The organism is Vibrio sp. 2304 (genome assembly GCF_033339475.1).
Lineage (GTDB): Bacteria > Pseudomonadota > Gammaproteobacteria > Enterobacterales > Vibrionaceae > Vibrio > Vibrio alginolyticus.
The window spans coordinates 409,861-429,759 of the sequence record NZ_JAWOUQ010000004.1 but is presented as its reverse complement, the minus strand read 5'-3'; the positions used below and the strand labels follow the sequence as shown (position 1 = coordinate 429,759).

Here is a 19,899-nt window from a genome sequence, read left to right as displayed (position 1 = left end):
TAGTAAAAATGCCACGCGTTGCGAATCCCTCTTGAGCAGTTTGTTAGTCGCGAGGTACCGAGCGACAATTTTAAGCCAAACTAAACTTTGCGAACAACAAACTTTATGTGCTTTGATGCACTTAAATCAGGTGTAGTCTCAAAGCGGCTATTCAATGAAACCACTTGGAAAAAACAACGCCGCAGAAAACGAACTGACAGCACCAAAAGGCGCTTTTGGAAAGCTAATCTCACAGTGCGGACTTTCAACGAAGTTACTGAAACCACGTGGAATTTACAACATCAGAGAAAACGTCATTTAAGCGAGTAAATTGGCTTTCGTACCGATAAACTCACCGAGCGGAGTTGCAACCAAAAACAGACTCTTGATTGCCCTACTCTGCAAGCACCAAAGAACAAAACAACCGCTAGGACAGGTACAACACTTAAGACTTAAAACAGCTAGAACTAAGCTCTGATGATCGACGATTAACCGGTGTACCGAGCAAACAGCTGCTAAAGTTTAAGCTCAGAAACATGATTTTGATTGCTAGCTTTTTCTGGCGACTAACGCCCTGTTAAGGGGTGAGCAACGCAATACCAAAGCCGCTGCATACCACCTTAATCACTTAAACCAACGCACAGTAAAAATGCCACGCGTTGCGAATCCCTCTTGAACAGTTTGTTATGTGTGTAGTTACATTTTTGACGGAGCCAATAATGAACTGTAATAGTTGCTGTAGCTGCCAAACAATGGCTTGTACTGTTCAACAATAACCACCTTGCCCTCAATACAGATCGACTTGCAAATAACCTGTACAACCTCACCATGCTCTAACTTTACAGCTGCTCTATAAATGTGGATGCTTCGGCTTTTACCAGGAGCATCTGTGTTATCCCACGAAGATAGAACCACGCCGTGATGAGTCCCTATAAGCTTTCCTCGAAAAAACAGCTGATCAAAGCCAATAGCTATAACAATTCCAATACCAAGGAAAAATAATATGTATTTTACAATTTGCTTCTTTTGCATATTAATTCCTCCAAGCACATAACGCCCTGTTAAGGTGTGAGCAACGTAATACCGATGCTACCGCATACCACCTTAAACACTAAAACCAACGCATAGTAAAAATGCCACGCGTTGCGAATCACTCTTAAACAGATTGTTATGTGCCGCCTCAAAACAAGGCACTTTCAATTTGGAGCCATTGCTCCATAAAAGGGATAAAGTCCCTTTGAGGTATGAACTTCTGTGCCGCTGTATTATTTTTTAAAAATACTTCCTCCAAAGCCCACACATAATGGTCGGCGTAAACAGCCCACGCCTTTGCTCCATCGTTAAGCTCTAATCGGGATAGAGGCTTGACAGACAGATAGCCTTTTAATAAAGCTAATGACCTATGAAGCTCCAAATCGAACATATACATGCATGCTCTCGCCAACTCATAACCTGGAGGCATGTTTTGCACTAAATCCCAGTCGATCACATCGCTTACTGTGCAATTAGAATCAAAAAAGACATTGAAATGATGAAAGTCGCCGTGGATTAATTGCCTGCTTGTTAACGGGGTATATGAGTGCGTAGCTTCTGAGCTAGCTAGATAATCACGCTGTTGTTTTACTCTTCGTAGCACCGAGTTATTCATATCAAATTCACTATTTGTTTCAATAGCTGCGACTATTTTTTGTAGTCTATCGACCCAAGCACTTTTATCCCAAGAAAGCTCAATTGTTGGAAAGTCGTTTCCAACCTCGGAAGCGAGTTGAATATGCAGGTCAGCAAGGGCTTTTCCCAACTGAAAAGCATGAAACGCAGACAGAGCACTTTTTTCGATTAACGTTCCTTTTGCTTCAGGAAATAGAGCATAAAACTCATCACCTATTTTACAAAAGGAGTGGTGATCGCGCGTCAAAACAGGGGCAATTATAGTATTCAAATTTTGCGATAACTTTCTCAGCAGCTCATGTTCTAACTTGATCTTAGCAACATTGCGAACACTATATTTTCTAAGATAATAAGTCTCTGAGGATTGGATACGAAAAACATGATTCGTCGCACCAGCTGATTGACGTTTTATACTAGCGCCAGCACCAATCTGACTCCAGTTTTCACCAACCTTACGAACAAAATCACTCATAAATCCAGTTACCCCTTAGGTACATAACGCCGCATTAAGGTGTGAGCGGCGCTTGGCTATACTTGAGCGAAGCGAAAGCGCCAAGCGTTGCGAATCACTCTTAAATGCTTTGTTATACAACAGGTTTTTGCTCTAGACTTCTTATTGTCACCTGAGAGTTGAAATCAGTAGAGTTGATAACATCCAGCATTTCATACGCATTGTCACCATGCTTAATTACAGGGACTTTAGTTTTTATTTTGCCATGGCTTGTTTCATGATCTATTTCGAAAACCCAAGCCAATACTCCGTGATCAATCTGTTCATAGCTAGATACCGTCATGGGAAGAAGGTGATTATCGTAAGCATATTGAACAACCACATTTAAACCAACCCGGATATATTCGCCATTCATGTTGCAATATAGAACCAAGCGTCTGTCGTTTTGAAACGTAAAAGAAGCCACGTCTTTTACTATTCCTTTTGCGTCATAATGTAACTCCTTGATTAAAGGAGATAGTAATTCGACTATAGACATGTTTGAGACTTTGTCTGTAGACCATATTTTTTCATTTGAGTGCATGATTTGAGAATCTAGTAATGCTAAATCAGCACTGCCCTTCTCGACGCAACAACTCAAAGCATCTATACCGGTAATACTGACGTTTTCATATGCCACATAAAAGGACAAAAAGTTCAGTGGAAGTGTTTCTGGAGTTTCTTCTTTTAGGTTAACCAGAAGAACCCTATTACCTTGAAACCTTGCTACTTCCTTTACACTTTCTGGGAACTCTTTCCGCGAAATACAAATTAAGCTGTTAGCGCCGACATCATCTAACTTCGTTAACCAATCGTTAAAGGTAGCAATATTAACTTGCGACTTACGGTCTTGAACCTCAACTATTGTTACGTTACAACGAAATTCAGGGCCACTCTCAATGACAACGTCACATTGCCTAGTTCTTCCTGTTGGCGAATTCAACACTGGCAACAACACATTCTGACGAATAACTGAAGATGGAGAAATAGATCTTTCTATTAACTCCACTATTTTTTCAAGATCATCCCCTGGCTTCGCCATAAGATTGGTACTCCTCATTCTGAATGTTGTATAACGCCCTGTTAAGGTGTGAGCAACGCAATACCGAAGCCTCCGCATACCATCTTAAACACTAAACGCAACGCATAGTAAAAATGCCACGCGTTGCGAATCACTCTTAAACAGTTTGTTATGTGATTGTTTTTAAGCTAATAGTTACCAATGACAATATTATTATTAGCTTGCTGGGATGAGCCCGTAAGGTCAGGAAAAAGTGTTAACGGGTTTATATTTTTTCTGTTCAATAACCTTAGAAACTTCTCTCGATGCCCTTCTTCTTCAGGAATTACGACTTTAATCAAAACACCGATACCATCAGTTCCTTTAAAGTGAGTCAAAACCCAATTTTCCACGTCAACGCCTAATGGGTTCTTTGTAAATAACCCTCTCTGGTTAACCAGCCTTGGATTCTGATCTATTAAAGGTCGAATAACTTCTAAACGTTGCTCGGGATCTAATTCTTTGTTTTTCTTATCGACTTCAATTGGGTCTAGTGCATATATAATGCGCTGCGCACTTTCGAAATCTTCTGTTTTTTCAGAAAAGCTAAAATATGCAGCGACATAAGGCGACTCTGTCCAGTCCAGCAGTGGCGTGGCTAAGCCAAAGTGCTGACCAAGAGACCACCAAGAATTATCATCAGAAGGTACCCAATCACTATGTAATCGACCACGGCTGGCATACTTAAATCCCAACAAGTGTTTTTCCGCTTCTTCGGTTGTAGGGCACCTTCCCACCTGCTCAATAAACAGCCGATCAATAGTGGTTCTTAGCGGCCATTCAGCACTTCTATGACCCCGGTAAACCATGTACGGATGATCTAAGAGTTTCTCTCTGATTACATACTCAAAATCTTCAAAGTCGTTTAAAACTATTTCAACAACACCATCTTTCCAGTTGCGAAAGTCTGGTGATATTTTTACTTTAATACTCATACTTACCTACAATCACATAACGCCGCATTAAGGTGTGAGCGGCGCTTGGCTATACTTGAGCGAAGCGAAACTGCCAAGCGTTGCGAATCACTCTTAAATGCTTTGTTAGTTGCACAATGCGCACTGAATGTTTTGTTTATTTTCAGTGATATATTTTATGTCATTTAGATAAGCTTGAAGATGACCTTGCTCTATGTTTTCAGCAAAGGTTTCATTACCATTTTCAGCTTCTCTCCGCATGAACAAAACTAAAGCCCGTAATCGCTCAATCATTGCGTCCGCTAGTTGATTTCTTTCTAACGTAGTTGCACCGTAACTATCACAGAACAACTTAGCTCTAGTTACCTGCTCAGAGATTGTGCCTAACTTATCATTGCTGTCAGTTTTGAAAGGCGACCAACAATAAACTGAATATGCTAAATCCCATATTCTTGGCGCAGGGTGCGCAGTATCAAAGTCAAATACACCTACAACTGTGTTCTCGGATAGAGCAACATTATAAGGGGTAAAGTCACCATGGCAGATGACTTCAAAAGGCTCTTTTGGCTCTAGCATCCACTTGTGAGCATTGACATCTACTTGTTCCAAAAGTGGCACAGTTGAGTCATGTATTTTACGCAATAGCTTACCTGCTGATGTGAGTGCATCCACAGTCGCAATTGCATCGACTAGAGGGTAGTTATAAGTATTACCAACAACAAAACTTAGGACTTCCTGTTCTTGGCTAACACCAAGAAATCTTGGAGATTCAGCTACATTTTCTCGCTCGAGGTGTTTCAAAATAAAGTGAATTGTAGGACTCCACGGCTGAAGAGGACGATAGACAACTTCACCATCTCGATATATTGCTGATTCTCTTCCACCTGATAATTCTTCCACGAAACCTCCTCGTGCAACTAACGCCGCGTTAAGGGGTGAACAACGCCACCACCTTACCTAAACCATTGTGCCATAATCACAAAAGCTAAACTTTGAACCAAAACTGCCAAGCGTTGAGAATCCCTCTTGAACGCTTTGTTATGTGCGTGCTAAACGGTAGCGCCTTACAGTGCCCTCGGTTTCACTTGTGTGGTTGCCAAGATACTCACCACCACAGTTTTCGATAACCTTTTGGGACGCTGGATTGTCAATTGAACAAGTAACAATAACTGAGTCAGTGACAACATGGTCTCGCACCCAAGCGAGGAGAAATGAGGCTATACCTTTACCACGAGCTGACGGTCTAGTTTCGTAACCAACATGCCCAATGACATTTTCTACATTGGCATTAGTACCTTTACGAATTCGAATAGCGCCTAAGATTTCAGAGCCAGATACGCAATAATATGTTGTGCTGGGTAAATAACCGTTTGGTAATTCAGAAGTTGCCTTAGAACGTTCAGCCAAACCTGATAAATAAGCTTCAGGATCTTGATCAACGCCGGAATACTTAGGGATACCCGACTCCAAACATTCTTTCGCGTAACTCGCTAATATTGGAGCTAAATCTGGACTCGCTTCTACTACTTCCATGTCAATTTTCCTCAAAAGCACATAACGCCCAATTAAGGTGTGAGGCACGCAATACGATGCTCCCGCATACCACCTTAATCACTTAAACCAACGCATAGTAAAAATGCCACGCGTGCCGAATCACTCTTAAATTGTTTGTTAGTTGCCCATCTCAAAACCTAGTGCTAACATTTGTACACACACAAACAAAGGAATACATCATGGACACTAGAATTCAATTTCGTGTTGATGAAGAAACAAAACGCCTAGCTCAACAAATGGCTGAGAGCCAAGGTCGCACTCTGAGTGACGCATGCCGTGAACTTACTGAGCAACTTGCTGAACAACAAAGAAAAACATTATCTCACGATGCATGGCTAACTGAACAAGTAAACCTAGCATTTGAGAAGTTTGACTCAGGAAAGTCCGTTTTCGTTGAGCACCAAACTGCTAAATCTCGAATGGAAGAGCGCAAAGCCAGAATCCGCAATCGAGGTAAGCAATGATTTTATGGGAAGAAGAGTCACTTAATGATCGTGAAAAAATCTTCGAGTTTCTCTATGACTTCAACCCTGATGCGGCAGAGAAAACTGACAACCTCATTGAAGCAAAAGTAGAAAACTTGCTTGAACAACCTTTAATGGGTGTACAACGAGATGGCATCCGCGGACGATTGCTCATTATTCCTGAGATTTCGATGATTGTCTCTTACTGGGTCGAGGGCGATATCATCCGAGTTATGCGTGTACTCCACCAAAAACAAAAATTCCCTACGGATTGATTGCTTCCTCTGGGGAACTAACGCCTTGCTAAGGTGTGAGTAACGCAATACAAAAGCTACCGCACAGCGCCTTAATCATCATAAGCCACCGCATAGTAAAAATGCCACGCGTTACGAATCACTCTTAAGCAATTTGTTAGTACATGCGCTACTTCTATTTATGCACTCCAAGATATTGAAAAGTGGCATAATATGAAAGGCTTTGAACACTGAAGTGAGACGGGCAGCTACAAAACTTTACCCCGATTGAAAGACGAAAGTTGGCTAGAAGAAAAACGCACTGAACTGCCCTACTTTCACTAGCTTCAAATTAGAAAAGGATTCTTTCCTCGTACTTGAACAGCTACACCAAAAGTAATCAAGGCTCTCTCAAAAGCCACCACGAAAATGAAGAAGCGCCAAAGAAATAGGCTAAGAGTTAGAAACCGTAAACGGTGAAATCAAAGCGAACACTCCGCATATAGTGCCACCGGATAGAACGTGAAAGGCACTAACTGAAAGGTGTAAATTCGAGCGCCAAAACAGATAAACACCAGAACTTGTGACCTTTGGTGTCAAACCCGTACTAACGCCCAATTAAGGGGTGAGTAACGCAATACAAAAGCCGCCGTAAACCACCTTAATCACTAAAATTAACGCATAGTAAAAATGCCACGCGTTACGAATCCCTCTTGAATTGTTTGTTAGTACGCTGCCTTAAAGCCTTTGTCACACGCCAAGATATTGAAATATAACACGAAACTTTTGGCTTAAAACTCTGAAGCCAAAGGGACAACTGCCAAACTAGAACTCAATCTCAAAACGTAAGCTGGCTAGAAGAAAAACTTGCTTAACTGCCCTATTGCCGCCGTTTTCAAATTAGCAAAAAAGACGGGCTTTAGAACTAAACGACAGCGCCAAAGAAACTCAGTGTTGATGAAAATTTACCAGCATCAAAGAAACCACACCAAAGAAATAGCCCGAAAGTTAGAAACCGTAAACGGTGAAGTCAAAGCGAAAACTCCGCATATAGTGCCACCGGAAAGAACGTGAGAGGCACTAACTGAAAGGTGTAAAGACGAGCGCCAAAACAGATAAACACCAAAACTTATGACCTTTGATGTCAAACCCGTACTAACGCCGCGTTAAGTGGTGAGCAACGCAACCACCAAACCTAAACCATTGTACCTTAAACACTTAACCTGACTGGAATTGAAATCGCCAAGCGTTGTGAATCCGTCTTAAACGCCTTGTTATGTATTTTTTGCTTTCTCCAAAGCCTTAATAAGAACACCACCAACGTAGTCTGGCTTGAGAAGTATATGCTGATACCCTGTTTGACTATTGCTAGTTCCCAGCTCATAAGCATTCATAAAGTCTCTTAGCAACGTTAAAGCATCTTCTACGTACTGTCGTGATATACCAGGCAACGGCTCTTCTGCGCTACCTGTGGCATGAGCTAAATCAGCGTGTGCTATTCGCTTGTTGCGATGCACTCTAAATTTTTGGCATGCATCAAAAAGCTCTTGAAACTTAGCTTTTAATGCTTGCGCCAACTCTACGTCTTTTCTGTCATTCGCAATAACTATTAACTGCTTTAAACTTAGATTTTCATTTCCACATTGCCGATTAGGGTCAGTAAGCTTAGAAAATGCGAGAGACACATTATCCAAATATAAATGTTGAGTGATGTAGAAAAAGTACCCTCCGTTGCTATTTAGTAGCTCAATAACTTCTGGACCTTGCGCATAGATTTGCCTATAAGTAATCCATCTAAAATGGATGAGATTTACTTCTTCTTTTAATTGCTTGAATACATCCAATGTACGTTTCCTCAAAAATACATAACGCCCAATTAAGGTGTGAAGCACGCAACCACGGCACTCAGCTAGTACACCGTAAACACTAAACTAGACCCAAACCAAAAATGCCAAGCGTGCTGAATCACTCTTAAATTGTTTGTTATGAACGGATTTCAAACACGCGCTGCACCTTGTTGCCGTGAAACCCTAGTTGCTCGTAAAACTTGTGCGCTTCTACTCTAAGTTGGTTACTACGAACCCGTATTCTACCCTGCTGCTCTGACACTGCACTTTGTATTAGTAGCTTACCGATGCCCTTCCTTCGGTAATCTGGATGTACAACCAAGCCACCTACTTCAAAGTAATTGTCTGATGCTAAGCGGCGGACAAAATATAAATGAACCCAACCTACAATTTTACCCGCAAACTCAGCTACATATACTTTATCGCTTTCAGACTCGATGAGTTCAGACAATTTTTTTGAAGCCACCGAGTCGGACAAAACAGCATAACCAAGGTATTGAGATACATTGTTAATGCTTTGAGCATCGCTATCAATAGCCTCCCTTACCACACACTGTTCCATTCACAATTTCCTTCTAGTTCATAACGCCGCGTTAAGTGGTGAACAACGCGACCACCTAACCTAAACCATTGTGCCGTAAACACTTACGCCGAATCAAACTGAGAATGCCAAGCGTTGTGAATCCGTCTTAAACGCTTTGTTATGGCGCTGCACTCAACGTTAGCTCTTGTATGTCAATTTGGTCTACTTTCCTGCCCAATATACGCTTGTATTCGACTAAACGATGTACTGGGATCACTGGTAGATCGATACCTTGATAATTTTTAATAACTGATTCTGAGAAGCAAATTTCAAGCTGGTGCCAAGAGCCATCTTGATGTGATTGTATCTTCGTATATTCAGATAAACCGATTTCAATTTTTTGATTTTGGTAAACCAACTGGAAATACTCTAGATCCCAACCGTATTCGGCATAATGAGTTAACGGCTTGGATATGTATTTAGCTACGAGCGCTAACACTTTGTCTGCATCTGAGTTTCGAATATAAAGATCTATATCTGCGATTTCCCGACTTCCACCATGAATAGTTGCCGCTAAGCCACCGACTATTTGATACTCCACATCCTCTGCATTCAAGGTTTCTTTGAGCCACTGCAAGGCTACTTTAACTTTATCACTCATCTAGTGCCCTTAGCTGAATTTTTCCCTGCGCCATAACGCCCTGTTAAGGTGTGAGCAACGCAATACCGATGCTGCCGCATACCACCTTAAACACTAAACGCAACGCATAGTAAAAATGCCACGCGTTGCGAATCACTCTTAAACAGTTTGTTATACGTAATCTTTATACGTGGCTTGTTACTTTCTCTAGATAAGGCTCTAACTTTCTCGGTACAACAGCATAGGAGCCCCATTCATCTAACATTACATATGGTTTTTTGCTTTCGTCCCATTTAACTGAGCCGAAAAACATTACGTAACGCCCTATACTATCAGCACCAAAACTTCGACGTTCATCAAGTTCATTTTTTGTATAGATGTACATGAACTTGCTACCATGACATTGTATTTTTGTACGATTACTAAAGGTTTGGTAGTGAAAACCTTTCATTTTACCGTAAAAGAGCTGCGGCTCCTCGCTGATATCTCTGCGCAACATTTGCGTATTGTACAGCAAGTCCTTTAACGGCAAGGTAACTTGTTTGCCTGGCAAAGAAAAACCGACATTCAACAAAGAATCTAAGTTCCAGCAAATATATTGCACTGTTTCTATGTTTGAACCTACCTTTACCTTATTTCCATTGTGGCGAGGGATCGCCTCTTCGGTTATTTCACCTTCTGGGTCGTGATTAATGCCATTATAAGTGATTTTTTTATCACCTTTCATATACTCTTCAGGAGGTAGTTTTGCCCATTCTTTAACGCGTTTGAACTGACCATCTTCCTCTGTCTCACTTGTCAATTCGTCATTGACATAATTAAAGCCATCTTGCTGAGTAGTGTGATACGCGCATGGAATGTGCTTAAAGCTTGGGAGGTGTCGGAAGTGTGCTGTTTTAGCATTTTTAGACACGTTCTTTTTCGAAGGGTTTCTAGATAAAGGAGTAAAGCACTTGGGGCAAAAGATGGAACCATGCATGTATTGTTCGTATTCTTCAGGTGTAACTTCAGAAGCTCCTATTTTTAAGAGCCTTTCGTCTATCCCGTAAGTCCATTTAGGGTTATAAATCGCATAAGTAATACTATAGTTGCCCATCACAACATCACTCATAAACTAAAGTTATTAGAACTTACCACCAATAAGCAACTTGTTGAATTAAAAATAACAATTATTGAGACTTGCGATTACGTATAACGCCCTGTTAAGGTGTGAGCAACGCAATACAAAAGCCGCCGCATACCACCTTAATCACTAAAACCAACGCATAGTAAAAATGCCACGCGTTGCGAATCACTCTTAAACAGTTTGTTATGCCGATCCTACCAACTACCACATAACTGACTCTCGCAAGGAGTACCATCATTGTCGCCATCTATTTTAACATTTGGACAATTTGATAAATAAAACTTTGCTTCGTCACAAGATGCCATTTCGCTACAGTAGGTCTTACCTTGGCAACTAAACCCCATATTTTCATATGCAGGGTTTAGCTTAGGCTCTATATAAAACAGATATAAGGCTGCGCCTATTAGACCGACGATAACTGCTGATAATACAACTGAAAAAGAATTGCTTTTCTGTGGTTTGACACCGACTAACTGAGCACTTTCCGCACTTAACTTAGGCTGAACACTTGCCAGTTGAAACTCTACTTGGTCCCCTATTCGAGGGCGTCGGTATCCTTTTTTGAACTTGGATACATGAACAAAAATGTCACCATCCAGTTCATTGGAATTTATGAACCCAAAACCGCGCTCATCAACCCAGCGAACAATTTCCCCTTTCATGTCCTCTCCCGTTTTTCATATAGCGGCATAACGCCTTGCTAAGGTGTGAGTAACGCAATACAAAAGCTACCGCACAGCGCCTTAATCACCATAAGCCACCGCAAAGTAAAAATGCCACGCGTTACGAATCACTCTTAAGCAATTTGTTAGTACATGCGCTACTTCTATTTATGCGCTCCAAGATATTGAAAAGTGGCATGATATGAAAGGCTTTGAACACTGAAGTGAGACGGGCAGTTACAAAACTTAAACTCGATTAAGAGACGAGAGTTGGCTAGAAGAAAAATGCACTGACCTGCTCTACTTTCACAGGCTTCAAATTAGAAAATGATTCGGTCCTCGCACTCTAACGGCAGCACCAAAGAAAGACAATTCTGACGTAGTAAAAACCACGAAAGAGAAGAAGCGCCAAAGAAATAGGGTAAGAGTTAGAAACCGTAAACGGTGAAGTCAAAGCAAGCACAATGCATATAGTGCCACCGGAAAGAACGTGAGAGGCACTAACTGAAAGGTGTAAAGACGAGCACCAAAACAGATAAACACCAAAACTTATGACCTTTTATGTCAAACCCGTACTAACGCCCAATTAAGGGGTGAACAACGCCTCCACCCAACCTAAAGCATTTTGCCATAAACACTAAATTTGAAGTAGAAGCAAAAATGCCAAGCGTTGTGAATCCCTCTTAAATTGCTTGTTATGTGTTTTTTTCGTCTTCTAACCTGTCAGGGTTTCCAAGAAGCTTATTCAATTTTTTGGCTATATCCATAGGAGTCAACTCGCAAACATCTGGATTGTAGGAACCCTTAGCATAGTAGGTTAACAACGCTGTATAAGCAGCAATTTGAATATTCTTCTCACTGTCTTCTTTTGCTTTTTCGAGTTCAGCTTTTTGAATGTCGAGCTGCTGTTTTTGAAACCAAACTGTTACTAATAATGCAGCAAACGCTAGAGCAGAAAAGAGAGCAGCAACCGCAGTATATAGGCCACTTGAGTCAGAAGAATCGATATCTAATAGAGGAAAAATTCCATCATTTAAAATCACAGGACTAACAAGCCAAACTAGAAGAACTAAAATTAAAACCAATACCACTTTAACCATGAAAAAACCTTATTCTTCATATTTTGACTAAACACATAACGCCCTGTTAAGGGGTGAGCAACGCAATACCGAACCCGCCGCAGACCACCTTAAACACCAAAACCAACGCATAGTGAAAATGCCACGCGTTGCGAATCCCTCTTGAACAGTTTGTTATGTGTGTTATTTTCGCTTGCCATTCCGGTCTTTGGTAACGCGAATGCTAAAGGCTTTTAGTTTATCAGACTCTACTACCTGCATTATTGTAAGACGATCGGAGCTTGTATAATTCAGCTTTAAGCAAGCTTAAACTCTTTCACTTCAAGTTTTTCTACAACAAGAACAACGTCTCGATTCTCAGCATCCTTTACCAAAGCTTCCTCTTCTGGGTCACTTGAGTCGAACCACTCAAGGTTTGAACCAAGCTCGTTAATATTATCAAGTACCCATACTTCCCCATCTTCCAGAAAAGTAACTGAAATTGGAAACTTGGGTTTATTCTCTAACTTCATGGTGGAATTCCTCAACACACATAACGCCCTGTTAAGGTGTGAGCAATGCAATACCGAAGCTCCCGCATACCACCTTAAACACTAAAACCAACGCATGATACAAATGCCACGCGTTGCGAATCACTCTTAAACAGTTTGTTATGTTCGTGACTCAACGAAGTGTTGATATTGCTTTTCTTGTACTGTCGCAAGATATAACGCTTTTTGGTAAATAGCATTGATGGCGCTGTGCATACGATCGAAAACACTGTCGCTATCCGGTAAAAAAGACACAAATCTTTGAGACTTGACTAAGAAGTCCTCTATTTTGTGCTCTAAACCAGTATGGTTGATATTGTGTGCCATATGATTTCGAATATTGTTCAACTTCGCAAAACAATCCCACAATTGCATCATCTCTTCACAGTTATCATCACAGTACGCACGACCGAGGCTGATCACTGTAGATGTTTCTTTAAACACTCCTTTGAGTGCCTTTTGATTTGGGAAGTGATTGTTTACGTAGCTACGAATTTGCTGCTCAACGAGTAAATGACCTTTCAGAACGAGCAGCATTAAGTCACCATCATTAGGTAATTTGTCAAAAAACTGCGTAAGGTTGTCAAAATACGAATCAGTGTACGTCGACAAAAGATAATTGTAGTTATCAACTTGCTGTTGATTCCCGGACTGTTTTGCTTGCTCAAGTTCTTTAAGCCAAAATTCTCTAGTATTATCCATGTACATCTCCTAGAACATAACGCCCTGTTAAGGGGTGAGCAACGCAATACCTAAGCCGCCGCAAACCACCATAATCACTAAAACCAACCGCATAGTAAAAATGCCACGCGTTGCGAATCCCTCTTGAACAGTTTGTTAGGGCGTAGAGCCTATTGATACACGCTGACTTCTATTAAGTTTTGATCAAGATCCAAAAAATAGACCGATTGGATTGCGCCAACAGCTCCTGATTTTTCAACTGGACCCTCAATGATTTTGACATTTTCTTTGACTAAATGGTTTACCACTGATGTCAACGGCCAATCTGAAATTAAGCAAACATCACCTGAACCAACATTAGCTACATTTCGCGGTTCTTGGCCAAGAAGCTGAAAGTTAATCTTTTGATTTCCGAACGTTACAGCCTTACGGCCATTGGCAAAAGTTACTTCTTCCATGCACAAAACCCGTTTATAAAAGTCCACTGATTTTTCTATGTCGGAGACTGTGAGAACAATATGATCTATGTGATGAATCATCGTTTTACTCCTTGCGCCCTAACGCCCTGTTAAGGTGTGAGCAACGCAATACCGAATCCCCCGCATACCACCTTAAACACTAAGCGCAACGCATAGTAAAAATGCCACGCGTTGCGAATCACTCTTAAACAGTTTGTTAGGCATTAATTTGTGACGCTTTCAGAAAACTGTTTAGGCTTGATAAATAACTCTGATATAGCTCTCTGTATGATTCAGCCAACGGTCTCATTAACGACCAATAATGGTTATTTGCTATATCAGCCTCATTAACAGCTTGAGTATAGGGCTCCTTACCATCAATTTGGATGCTGGCGTATGCTTGTTGTTCTTTGATACTTGTAGCTTTAATAGAGCCAAAGTTATCTTTGAGCACTTTTCTAGAATCAATGACGTTATTTGTCAATGCGTTAGCTTGTTGGAGTAGTGCTGAATCATTTGGTAGATAAATCACCAAGCGTTGGTATGACTTTAGGATCTCAGCTACGGCTTTGTAATAGTTAGTTTGATAGTCATAGAGAGACTGACCACCATCCATAGGAAAATCTCCAAAATTCACCGCCATTAGCTCATAATGAAAGGACGATATTTCATCATAAAACCTTAACAAAGCTGACTTCCTTTCACTAACATATGATTTATGGGCATCAGTGTTTATTTCAACTTGTGATTTTACTAATTCAATCTTTTCAGTGATATTCTTAATATCTTCTTTTGTAGCCAAATTTTCAGCTTTCTTCTTAACGTAGTTTGGTAAAAAAGACTTAACCAGTAACCCAAAAAGAAAAGCTATCACCAAATAAAGAATTGTCATTTTATCTATTGGCATATACCGAACTCCATTTAATGCCTAACGCCGCATTAAGGTGTGAGCGACGCTTGGCTATACTTGAGCGAAGCGAAACTGCCAAGCGTTGCGAATCACTCTTAAATGCTTTGTTATGCATTATTTTGTGACAGTGAAGATTGAACTAGTACTATATTTACTTGGTCCCTCTTCCCATTCAATTATTTTCTTAGCACCCAGCTCAAATATGATGTGAGTCAAATCCAGTTCAGAAAGACCTGTTAGCTTTTGAAGTTGTTCTTCATTGAGGCCACCATGTTGCTTTAATACAGATACAACTAAGTCGGCTTTCTCTAAAGCTGATTTTGTCGCTTTTTTCATTGCTGATTTGTCTATTGTATCACTAACTAGAGCTTCTACTTGTTTAGCAAAACTATCTACTTTTTCGTTCGCCTTGCCCTGACTAAGAATCAACTGTTCTATTTGCTGGTTTAACTCAGCTTTGAGTTGAACAAAACTTTCATCTAATTCTGTCCGACTATCCAAGCTTTCTGTAGATGCCGTCTTCCAAACATGATTTCGCATATCTGTTACTGTGTCTTTCATCATGCTAAATGTATCTGCATAAAGCTTATCGAATAAGACTTCAAGCCTATTTACTGTAGAGTCTATGTTAGCAGAAGCTTGCTCTAAGTCTTTGGAACTTTTAGTGGACATTTTATAGAACGTCACAGACAACCAAATTGCAAACCCACCTATGATTAAAGATACAATAGAAGCTACTAATCCTACTACCTCAGCTCCACTCATTATTTTTCTCCAAATTATAATATTGCATAACGCCCAATTAAGGGGTGAACAACGCCTCCACCCAAACCTAACACATTGTGCCATAAACACTAAATTTGAAGTAGAACCAAAAATGCCGAGCGTTGTGAATCCCTCTTAAATTGCTTGTTATACGTTTGGTTCGATGACATCCTTTTTCCTTGGGATCCAGTATTCTGCGTTACATCGTTTGTCAGAGACAAGGCACATCAGTAGCTGCTGACCACAGCAAGTACACCTTTCTATATCACAGTAACCAACATGATATTCTCCCGCAGCTACGCCACAGTCTGGGCACTCTTCAGAATAAAGAGCATCATATGGCTCACGAGCATAATACTTGTATTCTCCACTAGCCTTTGTCCGAATAGTTTTGTATTTCTGCGCAACTACAATTTCCAATGGAAGAGTATTTGGTAGCTTCCTACCCTTATACATAACAAACTCGCTATTAAATTCCGATAAAAGTTCTGCTTCTGTTCGCCAGAGCTTCTCATCGATAAACTCATGTAGTTCAAGTCCGATATGTTTTTCATGGAAGTAATGTACAAACTCGAAGAGTTCGACAAAAACAGAATGTTGATGAAATGGGTTGAACTCATATTCAAAGTGAACAATTTTATTCCTTTGCGCTACAGCACGCTTAATAACTTTTTCTTCTTTTTCATCAATATTTATATTTGCAATACTTTTCAATCTGGTAAGGCATTGTTTTAGTGAAACAGTATTCGATGGATTATCAACGTTCTCATAAATCAAAACTGGATGTTCATTTCTCAAAACGTGCTTCATCATCAGCTCTAGGCATTGAATCAGATGTAAAATACCAAATGCCGCACAGCGGTGATCTCGTTTACTACGCCTGTGATTTAAAATAGCTTCGTTTAGAAATGAGTATGCATTTTCTAATAGCGATATTTTATTCATTTTTCCTCGTTATTCAAAAAACGTATAACGCCCTGTTAAGGTGTGAGCAACGTAATACTGAAGCTACCGCATACCACCTTAATCACTAAACACAACGCATCGTAAAAATGACACGCGTTGCGAATCACTCTTAAACAGTTTGTTAGCTGAAATTCTAGTTCAGCGATCAAGAGAGAAAACCAACAACTTCCTGCCAGTTATGAAAGTAGGATTGTTTTCGAGGATTCTTTAAATAACCAAAAGTCTCACAATTACTTTTCACAGTGCCTTGGTTGACTATCCAAGTATTGAACTTAGCAACAGCTCGAAACTCCTGACTACCGTCAGCTGCATCAACCGTAACGTGTGTATGCTTAGGTTTATCAACTACAACGAGGAAGTCGAAATCATATCCATTCATTTTAAACGTTGAGTTATGACTTGTTCTAAATTTCACTTGAAGTTTACAACTCTTACCATTAATGGGATTTACGACAAGCAGATCATAACCAGGCATGTTTGGACTAGCTAGCGAAACAACATAACCAAACTCGAGCATAAGGTAGCCCGCTATATATAGCTCTGCCCCTTCACCGTGAATTGCTGCCAATGCTTTTTTATGCCTTAAATCCGTTTCCCCAAATACGTGAGGTTGACCATCTAGAGTTTTTCTTGCCCAATTTAGGACAGCATAAAGACTCTTTCTATCACCACTTGCAGCTAGTTCTTCACATTTGTCATCGCAAGTAACAATCTGAGCACTATATTCATCAAACGTATCATATCCAGAATATCTGCTAAGCCATAATTCAACTGGTGTTCCTTTATAGGAATAGCCCGTTAATTCACGATCATAGATAATTCCGTGCTCACCATCATTTTGTGAACTTGTAAATATCATAATGTCCCCGTTTCAGCTAACGCTCTGTTAAGGTGTGAGCAACGCAATACTGAAGCTCCCGCATACCACCTTAAACACCAAACACAACGCATAGTAAAAATGCCACGCGTTGCGAATCACTCTTAAACAGTTTGTTAAATTCATTTTTTAGACGTGTTCCGGAAAGTATCAGCGAACTGCTCTAGTACCGCTTTGTACTCGACGTTTGTCATTGAATCCACTTTAGAAATGTCTGGCAATTTGTTGGGATCCATTTTAGATATTTTCCCAACCTTGCTTTGAAAGTTAACTTCTTCCGTAAGCGCAAAACGGGCTAATTCTAAATTGCGTTGAGCCCTTGCCTGATCTATTACATTGTTTGGGCACAAAATGCTGCCATCTGTGGACACTCCTACATATAACGAATCGTTTTTGTAGTCATTACGTAAGTCTGAAGATGCCTTTACTGACTGCATTGCATCATTGTAAACCTGCTCATTTCCACCAATAAAACACAATGCTGCATTGTTTATGGTTTCTTGGTTCAATTTGGATTTATGATCTCTGAGACGTTTCATAGTTTGTTTCCAATCAACGTCAATCCCAGCAATCAATCTACGACCAGCTCCGTATAGAATTTGGCATTTTGCTAATTCTTCTCTCGCTATATGAGACAATGTGTAAGATCGTGCATACGCCTTTTTCTTAAAAAGTAGCTCTGATTCTCGGATAAGCCCTCTTGCGTTAGTTACTAACGCTGTCATGTACTCATCAATTTGATTGATATTTAGCGACATTTTCTGCCTCCGTGAATTTAACGCTTTCTATACGGCAATTTGCCGTTTTTCTGGCAGGCTACCGCCTTCTTTCTTATCAAAAGCGCTATCAATCGTAGCACTTATATATATGAAACAAATAGAAAAACAGTATGAATATGTGTGGTAGCGCGCGCAATTAGGCGGCGCACAGCACGCTAATTTAAAAAGTGGTGATACATTAACGGAGCTGTATAAATAAACAGGTTAATTTATCATGAAAAGTCAGTTTTTACTTAATGTAAAAGAGCACATGCTTACTCGTCATTATGCGAATAAAACTATCGAAAGTTATCTATTTTGGATAAAACGCTTTATCACTTTTCACCAGCTTGCACACCCATCAACACTAGCAGAAGATGATGTCATTCAATTTCTGAGTTACTTAGCGGTAGAAGAAAAAGTTGCGGTAAAAACGCAAGCTTTGGCGCTGAACTCAATATCATTTTTATATCGTGATTATTTCAAAACCCCACTATCACTTGATATGAGATTTCAGAAATCTTTGACCGAAAAGAAACTTCCCGTTGTGTTAACCTGGGAAGAGATCCGAAGATTCGTTCAGCATATCGACCCGAGGTATAGACTCCATATTCAGCTGCTTTACGGCTCCGGGCTTCGAGTTATGGAATGTTTACGCTTAAGAGTTCAAGACATCGATTATGATTATGGTGCAGTTCGCGTTTGGCAAGGAAAAGGAGGTAAAAATCGTACAGTCACATTAGCCAAAGAACTGCATGAACCACTCAAAGCTCAAGTTAATTTAGCGAGAAACTATTATTTTAAAGATAGGCACATGCCTGGTTATGCGGGCGTATACATCTCTGAAGGTTTACGACGTAAATACCCAAAAGCGGAGCTAGATTTTAACTGGCACTTTTTGTTTCCATCAACAAAGTTAAGCGCAGATCGAGACACTGGTGAACTCAGAAGGCATCATATCAATGAAAGCGCAATACAAAGAGCAGTAAAGCGCGCGGCAAGCGACGCAAGCATTGAGAAAACTGTAACTTGCCACACACTAAGACACAGTTTTGCCACGCACTTATTGGAATCTGGCGCAGACATTAGAACTGTTCAGGAACAATTAGGGCATACTGATGTAAAAACCACGCAAATCTATACTCACGTTATCGAGCGCGGGGCTGGCGGTGTGTTGAGTCCATTATCCAGCCTTTAGAAAAACAAAGCCACCTCGAAAGGTGGCTTTGCTTTATAACTCGTTATTGACGAACACCGAGTTTCACATTGCCTTTTGAATCAAACCAAAGTGCTTGCGAACGGCGACGTCCTATTAGTATCGGACCATCGTCATAAAAGAGAAAGTTCTTCCAGTGCTTTTTAAAAATAGACCATTTCGTTTCGATGACATTGTACTTCTCGTAGCAAAAGTAAACGGTCACATCGTCTTGCCAATCGATATGTGCCTCAACTTCCGCTAGCATGTCAGGATCATCCGACTCCCAGGCAGCCATCCAATCCACAGTTTCAGACCAATTCGCCTCATTCATTGGCCAGTCTTGGGAACTAAGTCTATCCATATCAGGGCTTTGAGCACTGATATTTTCTTTCCAAAATTGTGCTGAACGGGCTTGGCTCATCGGCTTAATAAAAGCCAAATCTTCTTCTGGCACAGGCATCGACTGATGCGTAAAAATCCATTTTCTTTGGTATTCATCCAAAGGCAAATAAGACAT

The 19,899-nt window shown here is 40.5% G+C and carries 24 protein-coding genes; 3 read left to right on the top strand and 21 right to left on the bottom strand.

Features of this window, described 5'->3' with window-relative positions; translation table 11 throughout:
• Positions 1 to 675: 675 nt before the first annotated feature.
• The 6 genes from R7P64_RS11400 to R7P64_RS11375 form a co-directional block, all read right to left on the bottom strand.
• Positions 676 to 1,011 (bottom strand): hypothetical protein, encoded by a 336-nt coding sequence (locus R7P64_RS11400; RefSeq protein WP_193289429.1) that lies wholly within the window; start codon positions 1,009 to 1,011, stop codon positions 676 to 678.
• 148 nt (positions 1,012 to 1,159) lie between these two features.
• Positions 1,160 to 2,119: a phosphotransferase gene (locus R7P64_RS11395; RefSeq protein ID WP_213887003.1), complete on the bottom strand. Its 960-nt coding sequence runs from the start codon at positions 2,117 to 2,119 to the stop codon at positions 1,160 to 1,162.
• 112 nt (positions 2,120 to 2,231) lie between these two features.
• The gene (locus R7P64_RS11390; protein WP_021485044.1) at positions 2,232 to 3,179 is read right to left on the bottom strand and encodes a hypothetical protein; all 948 of its coding nucleotides are present in this window, start codon (positions 3,177 to 3,179) and stop codon (positions 2,232 to 2,234) included.
• Positions 3,180 to 3,346: 167 nt separating this feature from the next.
• Positions 3,347 to 4,132, bottom strand: coding sequence for an FRG domain-containing protein (locus R7P64_RS11385; RefSeq protein WP_239939308.1), 786 nt, complete (start codon positions 4,130 to 4,132; stop codon positions 3,347 to 3,349).
• A gap of 105 nt (positions 4,133 to 4,237) precedes the next feature.
• Positions 4,238 to 5,011, bottom strand: a complete 774-nt coding sequence (locus R7P64_RS11380) for a phosphotransferase (RefSeq protein WP_213973592.1) — start codon at positions 5,009 to 5,011, stop codon at positions 4,238 to 4,240.
• Between the two features lie 138 nt (positions 5,012 to 5,149).
• Positions 5,150 to 5,644 (bottom strand): GNAT family N-acetyltransferase, encoded by a 495-nt coding sequence (locus R7P64_RS11375; RefSeq protein ID WP_086485342.1) that lies wholly within the window; start codon positions 5,642 to 5,644, stop codon positions 5,150 to 5,152.
• 200 nt (positions 5,645 to 5,844) lie between these two features.
• On the opposite strand from R7P64_RS11375, the gene R7P64_RS11370 reads away from it, so the two are divergent.
• Together R7P64_RS11370 and R7P64_RS11365 are read left to right on the top strand one after the other, a co-directional pair.
• The gene (locus R7P64_RS11370; protein ID WP_005398409.1) at positions 5,845 to 6,129 is read left to right on the top strand and encodes a type II toxin-antitoxin system RelB/DinJ family antitoxin; all 285 of its coding nucleotides are present in this window, start codon (positions 5,845 to 5,847) and stop codon (positions 6,127 to 6,129) included.
• Positions 6,126 to 6,404 (top strand): type II toxin-antitoxin system mRNA interferase toxin, RelE/StbE family, encoded by a 279-nt coding sequence (locus tag R7P64_RS11365; protein WP_005398411.1) that lies wholly within the window; start codon positions 6,126 to 6,128, stop codon positions 6,402 to 6,404. Before R7P64_RS11370 ends, R7P64_RS11365 begins: the two co-directional genes overlap by 4 nt.
• Before the next feature lie 1,232 nt (positions 6,405 to 7,636).
• Here R7P64_RS11365 and R7P64_RS11360 read toward each other — a convergent pair.
• The 14 genes from R7P64_RS11360 to R7P64_RS11280 form a co-directional block, all read right to left on the bottom strand.
• On the bottom strand, positions 7,637 to 8,206 hold the full coding sequence (locus R7P64_RS11360) for a hypothetical protein (RefSeq protein WP_318119299.1): 570 nt from the start codon (positions 8,204 to 8,206) through the stop codon (positions 7,637 to 7,639).
• A gap of 139 nt (positions 8,207 to 8,345) precedes the next feature.
• Positions 8,346 to 8,771 carry a GNAT family N-acetyltransferase gene (locus R7P64_RS11355; protein WP_318119298.1) on the bottom strand — a complete coding sequence of 142 codons (426 nt, stop codon included), beginning with the start codon at positions 8,769 to 8,771 and terminating at the stop codon, positions 8,346 to 8,348.
• 139 nt (positions 8,772 to 8,910) lie between these two features.
• Positions 8,911 to 9,393, bottom strand: a complete 483-nt coding sequence (locus tag R7P64_RS11350) for a MazG-related protein (protein ID WP_318119297.1) — start codon at positions 9,391 to 9,393, stop codon at positions 8,911 to 8,913.
• A gap of 163 nt (positions 9,394 to 9,556) precedes the next feature.
• Positions 9,557 to 10,471, bottom strand: a complete 915-nt coding sequence (locus R7P64_RS11340) for a hypothetical protein (RefSeq protein ID WP_213892759.1) — start codon at positions 10,469 to 10,471, stop codon at positions 9,557 to 9,559.
• A gap of 221 nt (positions 10,472 to 10,692) precedes the next feature.
• Positions 10,693 to 11,160: a cold shock domain-containing protein gene (locus tag R7P64_RS11335; protein ID WP_038899037.1), complete on the bottom strand. Its 468-nt coding sequence runs from the start codon at positions 11,158 to 11,160 to the stop codon at positions 10,693 to 10,695.
• Between the two features lie 695 nt (positions 11,161 to 11,855).
• The gene (locus R7P64_RS11330; RefSeq protein ID WP_318119296.1) at positions 11,856 to 12,260 is read right to left on the bottom strand and encodes a hypothetical protein; all 405 of its coding nucleotides are present in this window, start codon (positions 12,258 to 12,260) and stop codon (positions 11,856 to 11,858) included.
• A 275-nt stretch (positions 12,261 to 12,535) separates the two neighbouring features.
• Positions 12,536 to 12,751: a hypothetical protein gene (locus R7P64_RS11320; RefSeq protein WP_047517973.1), complete on the bottom strand. Its 216-nt coding sequence runs from the start codon at positions 12,749 to 12,751 to the stop codon at positions 12,536 to 12,538.
• 138 nt (positions 12,752 to 12,889) lie between these two features.
• On the bottom strand, positions 12,890 to 13,471 hold the full coding sequence (locus tag R7P64_RS11315; RefSeq protein WP_318119295.1) for a hypothetical protein: 582 nt from the start codon (positions 13,469 to 13,471) through the stop codon (positions 12,890 to 12,892).
• Positions 13,472 to 13,620: 149 nt separating this feature from the next.
• The gene (locus tag R7P64_RS11310) at positions 13,621 to 13,989 is read right to left on the bottom strand and encodes a VOC family protein (RefSeq protein WP_318119294.1); all 369 of its coding nucleotides are present in this window, start codon (positions 13,987 to 13,989) and stop codon (positions 13,621 to 13,623) included.
• Positions 13,990 to 14,125: 136 nt separating this feature from the next.
• Entirely contained in the window at positions 14,126 to 14,815 is a 690-nt protein-coding gene (locus R7P64_RS11305) for a hypothetical protein (protein ID WP_047726054.1), read from the bottom strand.
• 117 nt (positions 14,816 to 14,932) lie between these two features.
• Entirely contained in the window at positions 14,933 to 15,583 is a 651-nt protein-coding gene (locus R7P64_RS11300; RefSeq protein ID WP_262598270.1) for a hypothetical protein, read from the bottom strand.
• Positions 15,584 to 15,730: 147 nt separating this feature from the next.
• On the bottom strand, positions 15,731 to 16,528 hold the full coding sequence (locus tag R7P64_RS11295) for a hypothetical protein (RefSeq protein WP_318123528.1): 798 nt from the start codon (positions 16,526 to 16,528) through the stop codon (positions 15,731 to 15,733).
• A gap of 166 nt (positions 16,529 to 16,694) precedes the next feature.
• Positions 16,695 to 17,408: a hypothetical protein gene (locus R7P64_RS11290; protein ID WP_140318142.1), complete on the bottom strand. Its 714-nt coding sequence runs from the start codon at positions 17,406 to 17,408 to the stop codon at positions 16,695 to 16,697.
• 140 nt (positions 17,409 to 17,548) lie between these two features.
• Positions 17,549 to 18,184 carry an AbiV family abortive infection protein gene (locus R7P64_RS11280; RefSeq protein WP_318123524.1) on the bottom strand — a complete coding sequence of 212 codons (636 nt, stop codon included), beginning with the start codon at positions 18,182 to 18,184 and terminating at the stop codon, positions 17,549 to 17,551.
• Between the two features lie 235 nt (positions 18,185 to 18,419).
• Between R7P64_RS11280 and R7P64_RS11275 the strand changes: the two genes are divergently transcribed.
• On the top strand, positions 18,420 to 19,382 hold the full coding sequence (locus R7P64_RS11275) for an integron integrase (RefSeq protein ID WP_318123523.1): 963 nt from the start codon (positions 18,420 to 18,422) through the stop codon (positions 19,380 to 19,382).
• Positions 19,383 to 19,425: 43 nt separating this feature from the next.
• On the opposite strand, the gene R7P64_RS11270 is transcribed toward R7P64_RS11275, so the two are convergent.
• The gene (locus R7P64_RS11270) at positions 19,426 to 19,899 is read right to left on the bottom strand and encodes a DUF2947 domain-containing protein (protein ID WP_064354115.1); all 474 of its coding nucleotides are present in this window, start codon (positions 19,897 to 19,899) and stop codon (positions 19,426 to 19,428) included.

Coding starts and splice junctions, on each gene's coding strand:
- R7P64_RS11400 (WP_193289429.1), bottom strand. CDS start 1,011: ATGCAAAAGAAGCAAATTGTAAAATACATATTATTTTTCCTTGGTATT.
- R7P64_RS11395 (WP_213887003.1), bottom strand. CDS start 2,119: ATGAGTGATTTTGTTCGTAAGGTTGGTGAAAACTGGAGTCAGATTGGT.
- R7P64_RS11390 (WP_021485044.1), bottom strand. CDS start 3,179: ATGGCGAAGCCAGGGGATGATCTTGAAAAAATAGTGGAGTTAATAGAA.
- R7P64_RS11385 (WP_239939308.1), bottom strand. CDS start 4,132: ATGAGTATTAAAGTAAAAATATCACCAGACTTTCGCAACTGGAAAGAT.
- R7P64_RS11375 (WP_086485342.1), bottom strand. CDS start 5,644: ATGGAAGTAGTAGAAGCGAGTCCAGATTTAGCTCCAATATTAGCGAGT.
- R7P64_RS11370 (WP_005398409.1), top strand. CDS start 5,845: ATGGACACTAGAATTCAATTTCGTGTTGATGAAGAAACAAAACGCCTA.
- R7P64_RS11365 (WP_005398411.1), top strand. CDS start 6,126: ATGATTTTATGGGAAGAAGAGTCACTTAATGATCGTGAAAAAATCTTC.
- R7P64_RS11355 (WP_318119298.1), bottom strand. CDS start 8,771: ATGGAACAGTGTGTGGTAAGGGAGGCTATTGATAGCGATGCTCAAAGC.
- R7P64_RS11350 (WP_318119297.1), bottom strand. CDS start 9,393: ATGAGTGATAAAGTTAAAGTAGCCTTGCAGTGGCTCAAAGAAACCTTG.
- R7P64_RS11335 (WP_038899037.1), bottom strand. CDS start 11,160: ATGAAAGGGGAAATTGTTCGCTGGGTTGATGAGCGCGGTTTTGGGTTC.
- R7P64_RS11330 (WP_318119296.1), bottom strand. CDS start 12,260: ATGGTTAAAGTGGTATTGGTTTTAATTTTAGTTCTTCTAGTTTGGCTT.
- R7P64_RS11320 (WP_047517973.1), bottom strand. CDS start 12,751: ATGAAGTTAGAGAATAAACCCAAGTTTCCAATTTCAGTTACTTTTCTG.
- R7P64_RS11315 (WP_318119295.1), bottom strand. CDS start 13,471: ATGGATAATACTAGAGAATTTTGGCTTAAAGAACTTGAGCAAGCAAAA.
- R7P64_RS11310 (WP_318119294.1), bottom strand. CDS start 13,989: ATGATTCATCACATAGATCATATTGTTCTCACAGTCTCCGACATAGAA.
- R7P64_RS11305 (WP_047726054.1), bottom strand. CDS start 14,815: ATGCCAATAGATAAAATGACAATTCTTTATTTGGTGATAGCTTTTCTT.
- R7P64_RS11300 (WP_262598270.1), bottom strand. CDS start 15,583: ATGAGTGGAGCTGAGGTAGTAGGATTAGTAGCTTCTATTGTATCTTTA.
- R7P64_RS11295 (WP_318123528.1), bottom strand. CDS start 16,528: ATGAATAAAATATCGCTATTAGAAAATGCATACTCATTTCTAAACGAA.
- R7P64_RS11290 (WP_140318142.1), bottom strand. CDS start 17,408: ATGATATTTACAAGTTCACAAAATGATGGTGAGCACGGAATTATCTAT.
- R7P64_RS11280 (WP_318123524.1), bottom strand. CDS start 18,184: ATGTCGCTAAATATCAATCAAATTGATGAGTACATGACAGCGTTAGTA.
- R7P64_RS11275 (WP_318123523.1), top strand. CDS start 18,420: ATGAAAAGTCAGTTTTTACTTAATGTAAAAGAGCACATGCTTACTCGT.
- R7P64_RS11270 (WP_064354115.1), bottom strand. CDS start 19,899: ATGTCTTATTTGCCTTTGGATGAATACCAAAGAAAATGGATTTTTACG.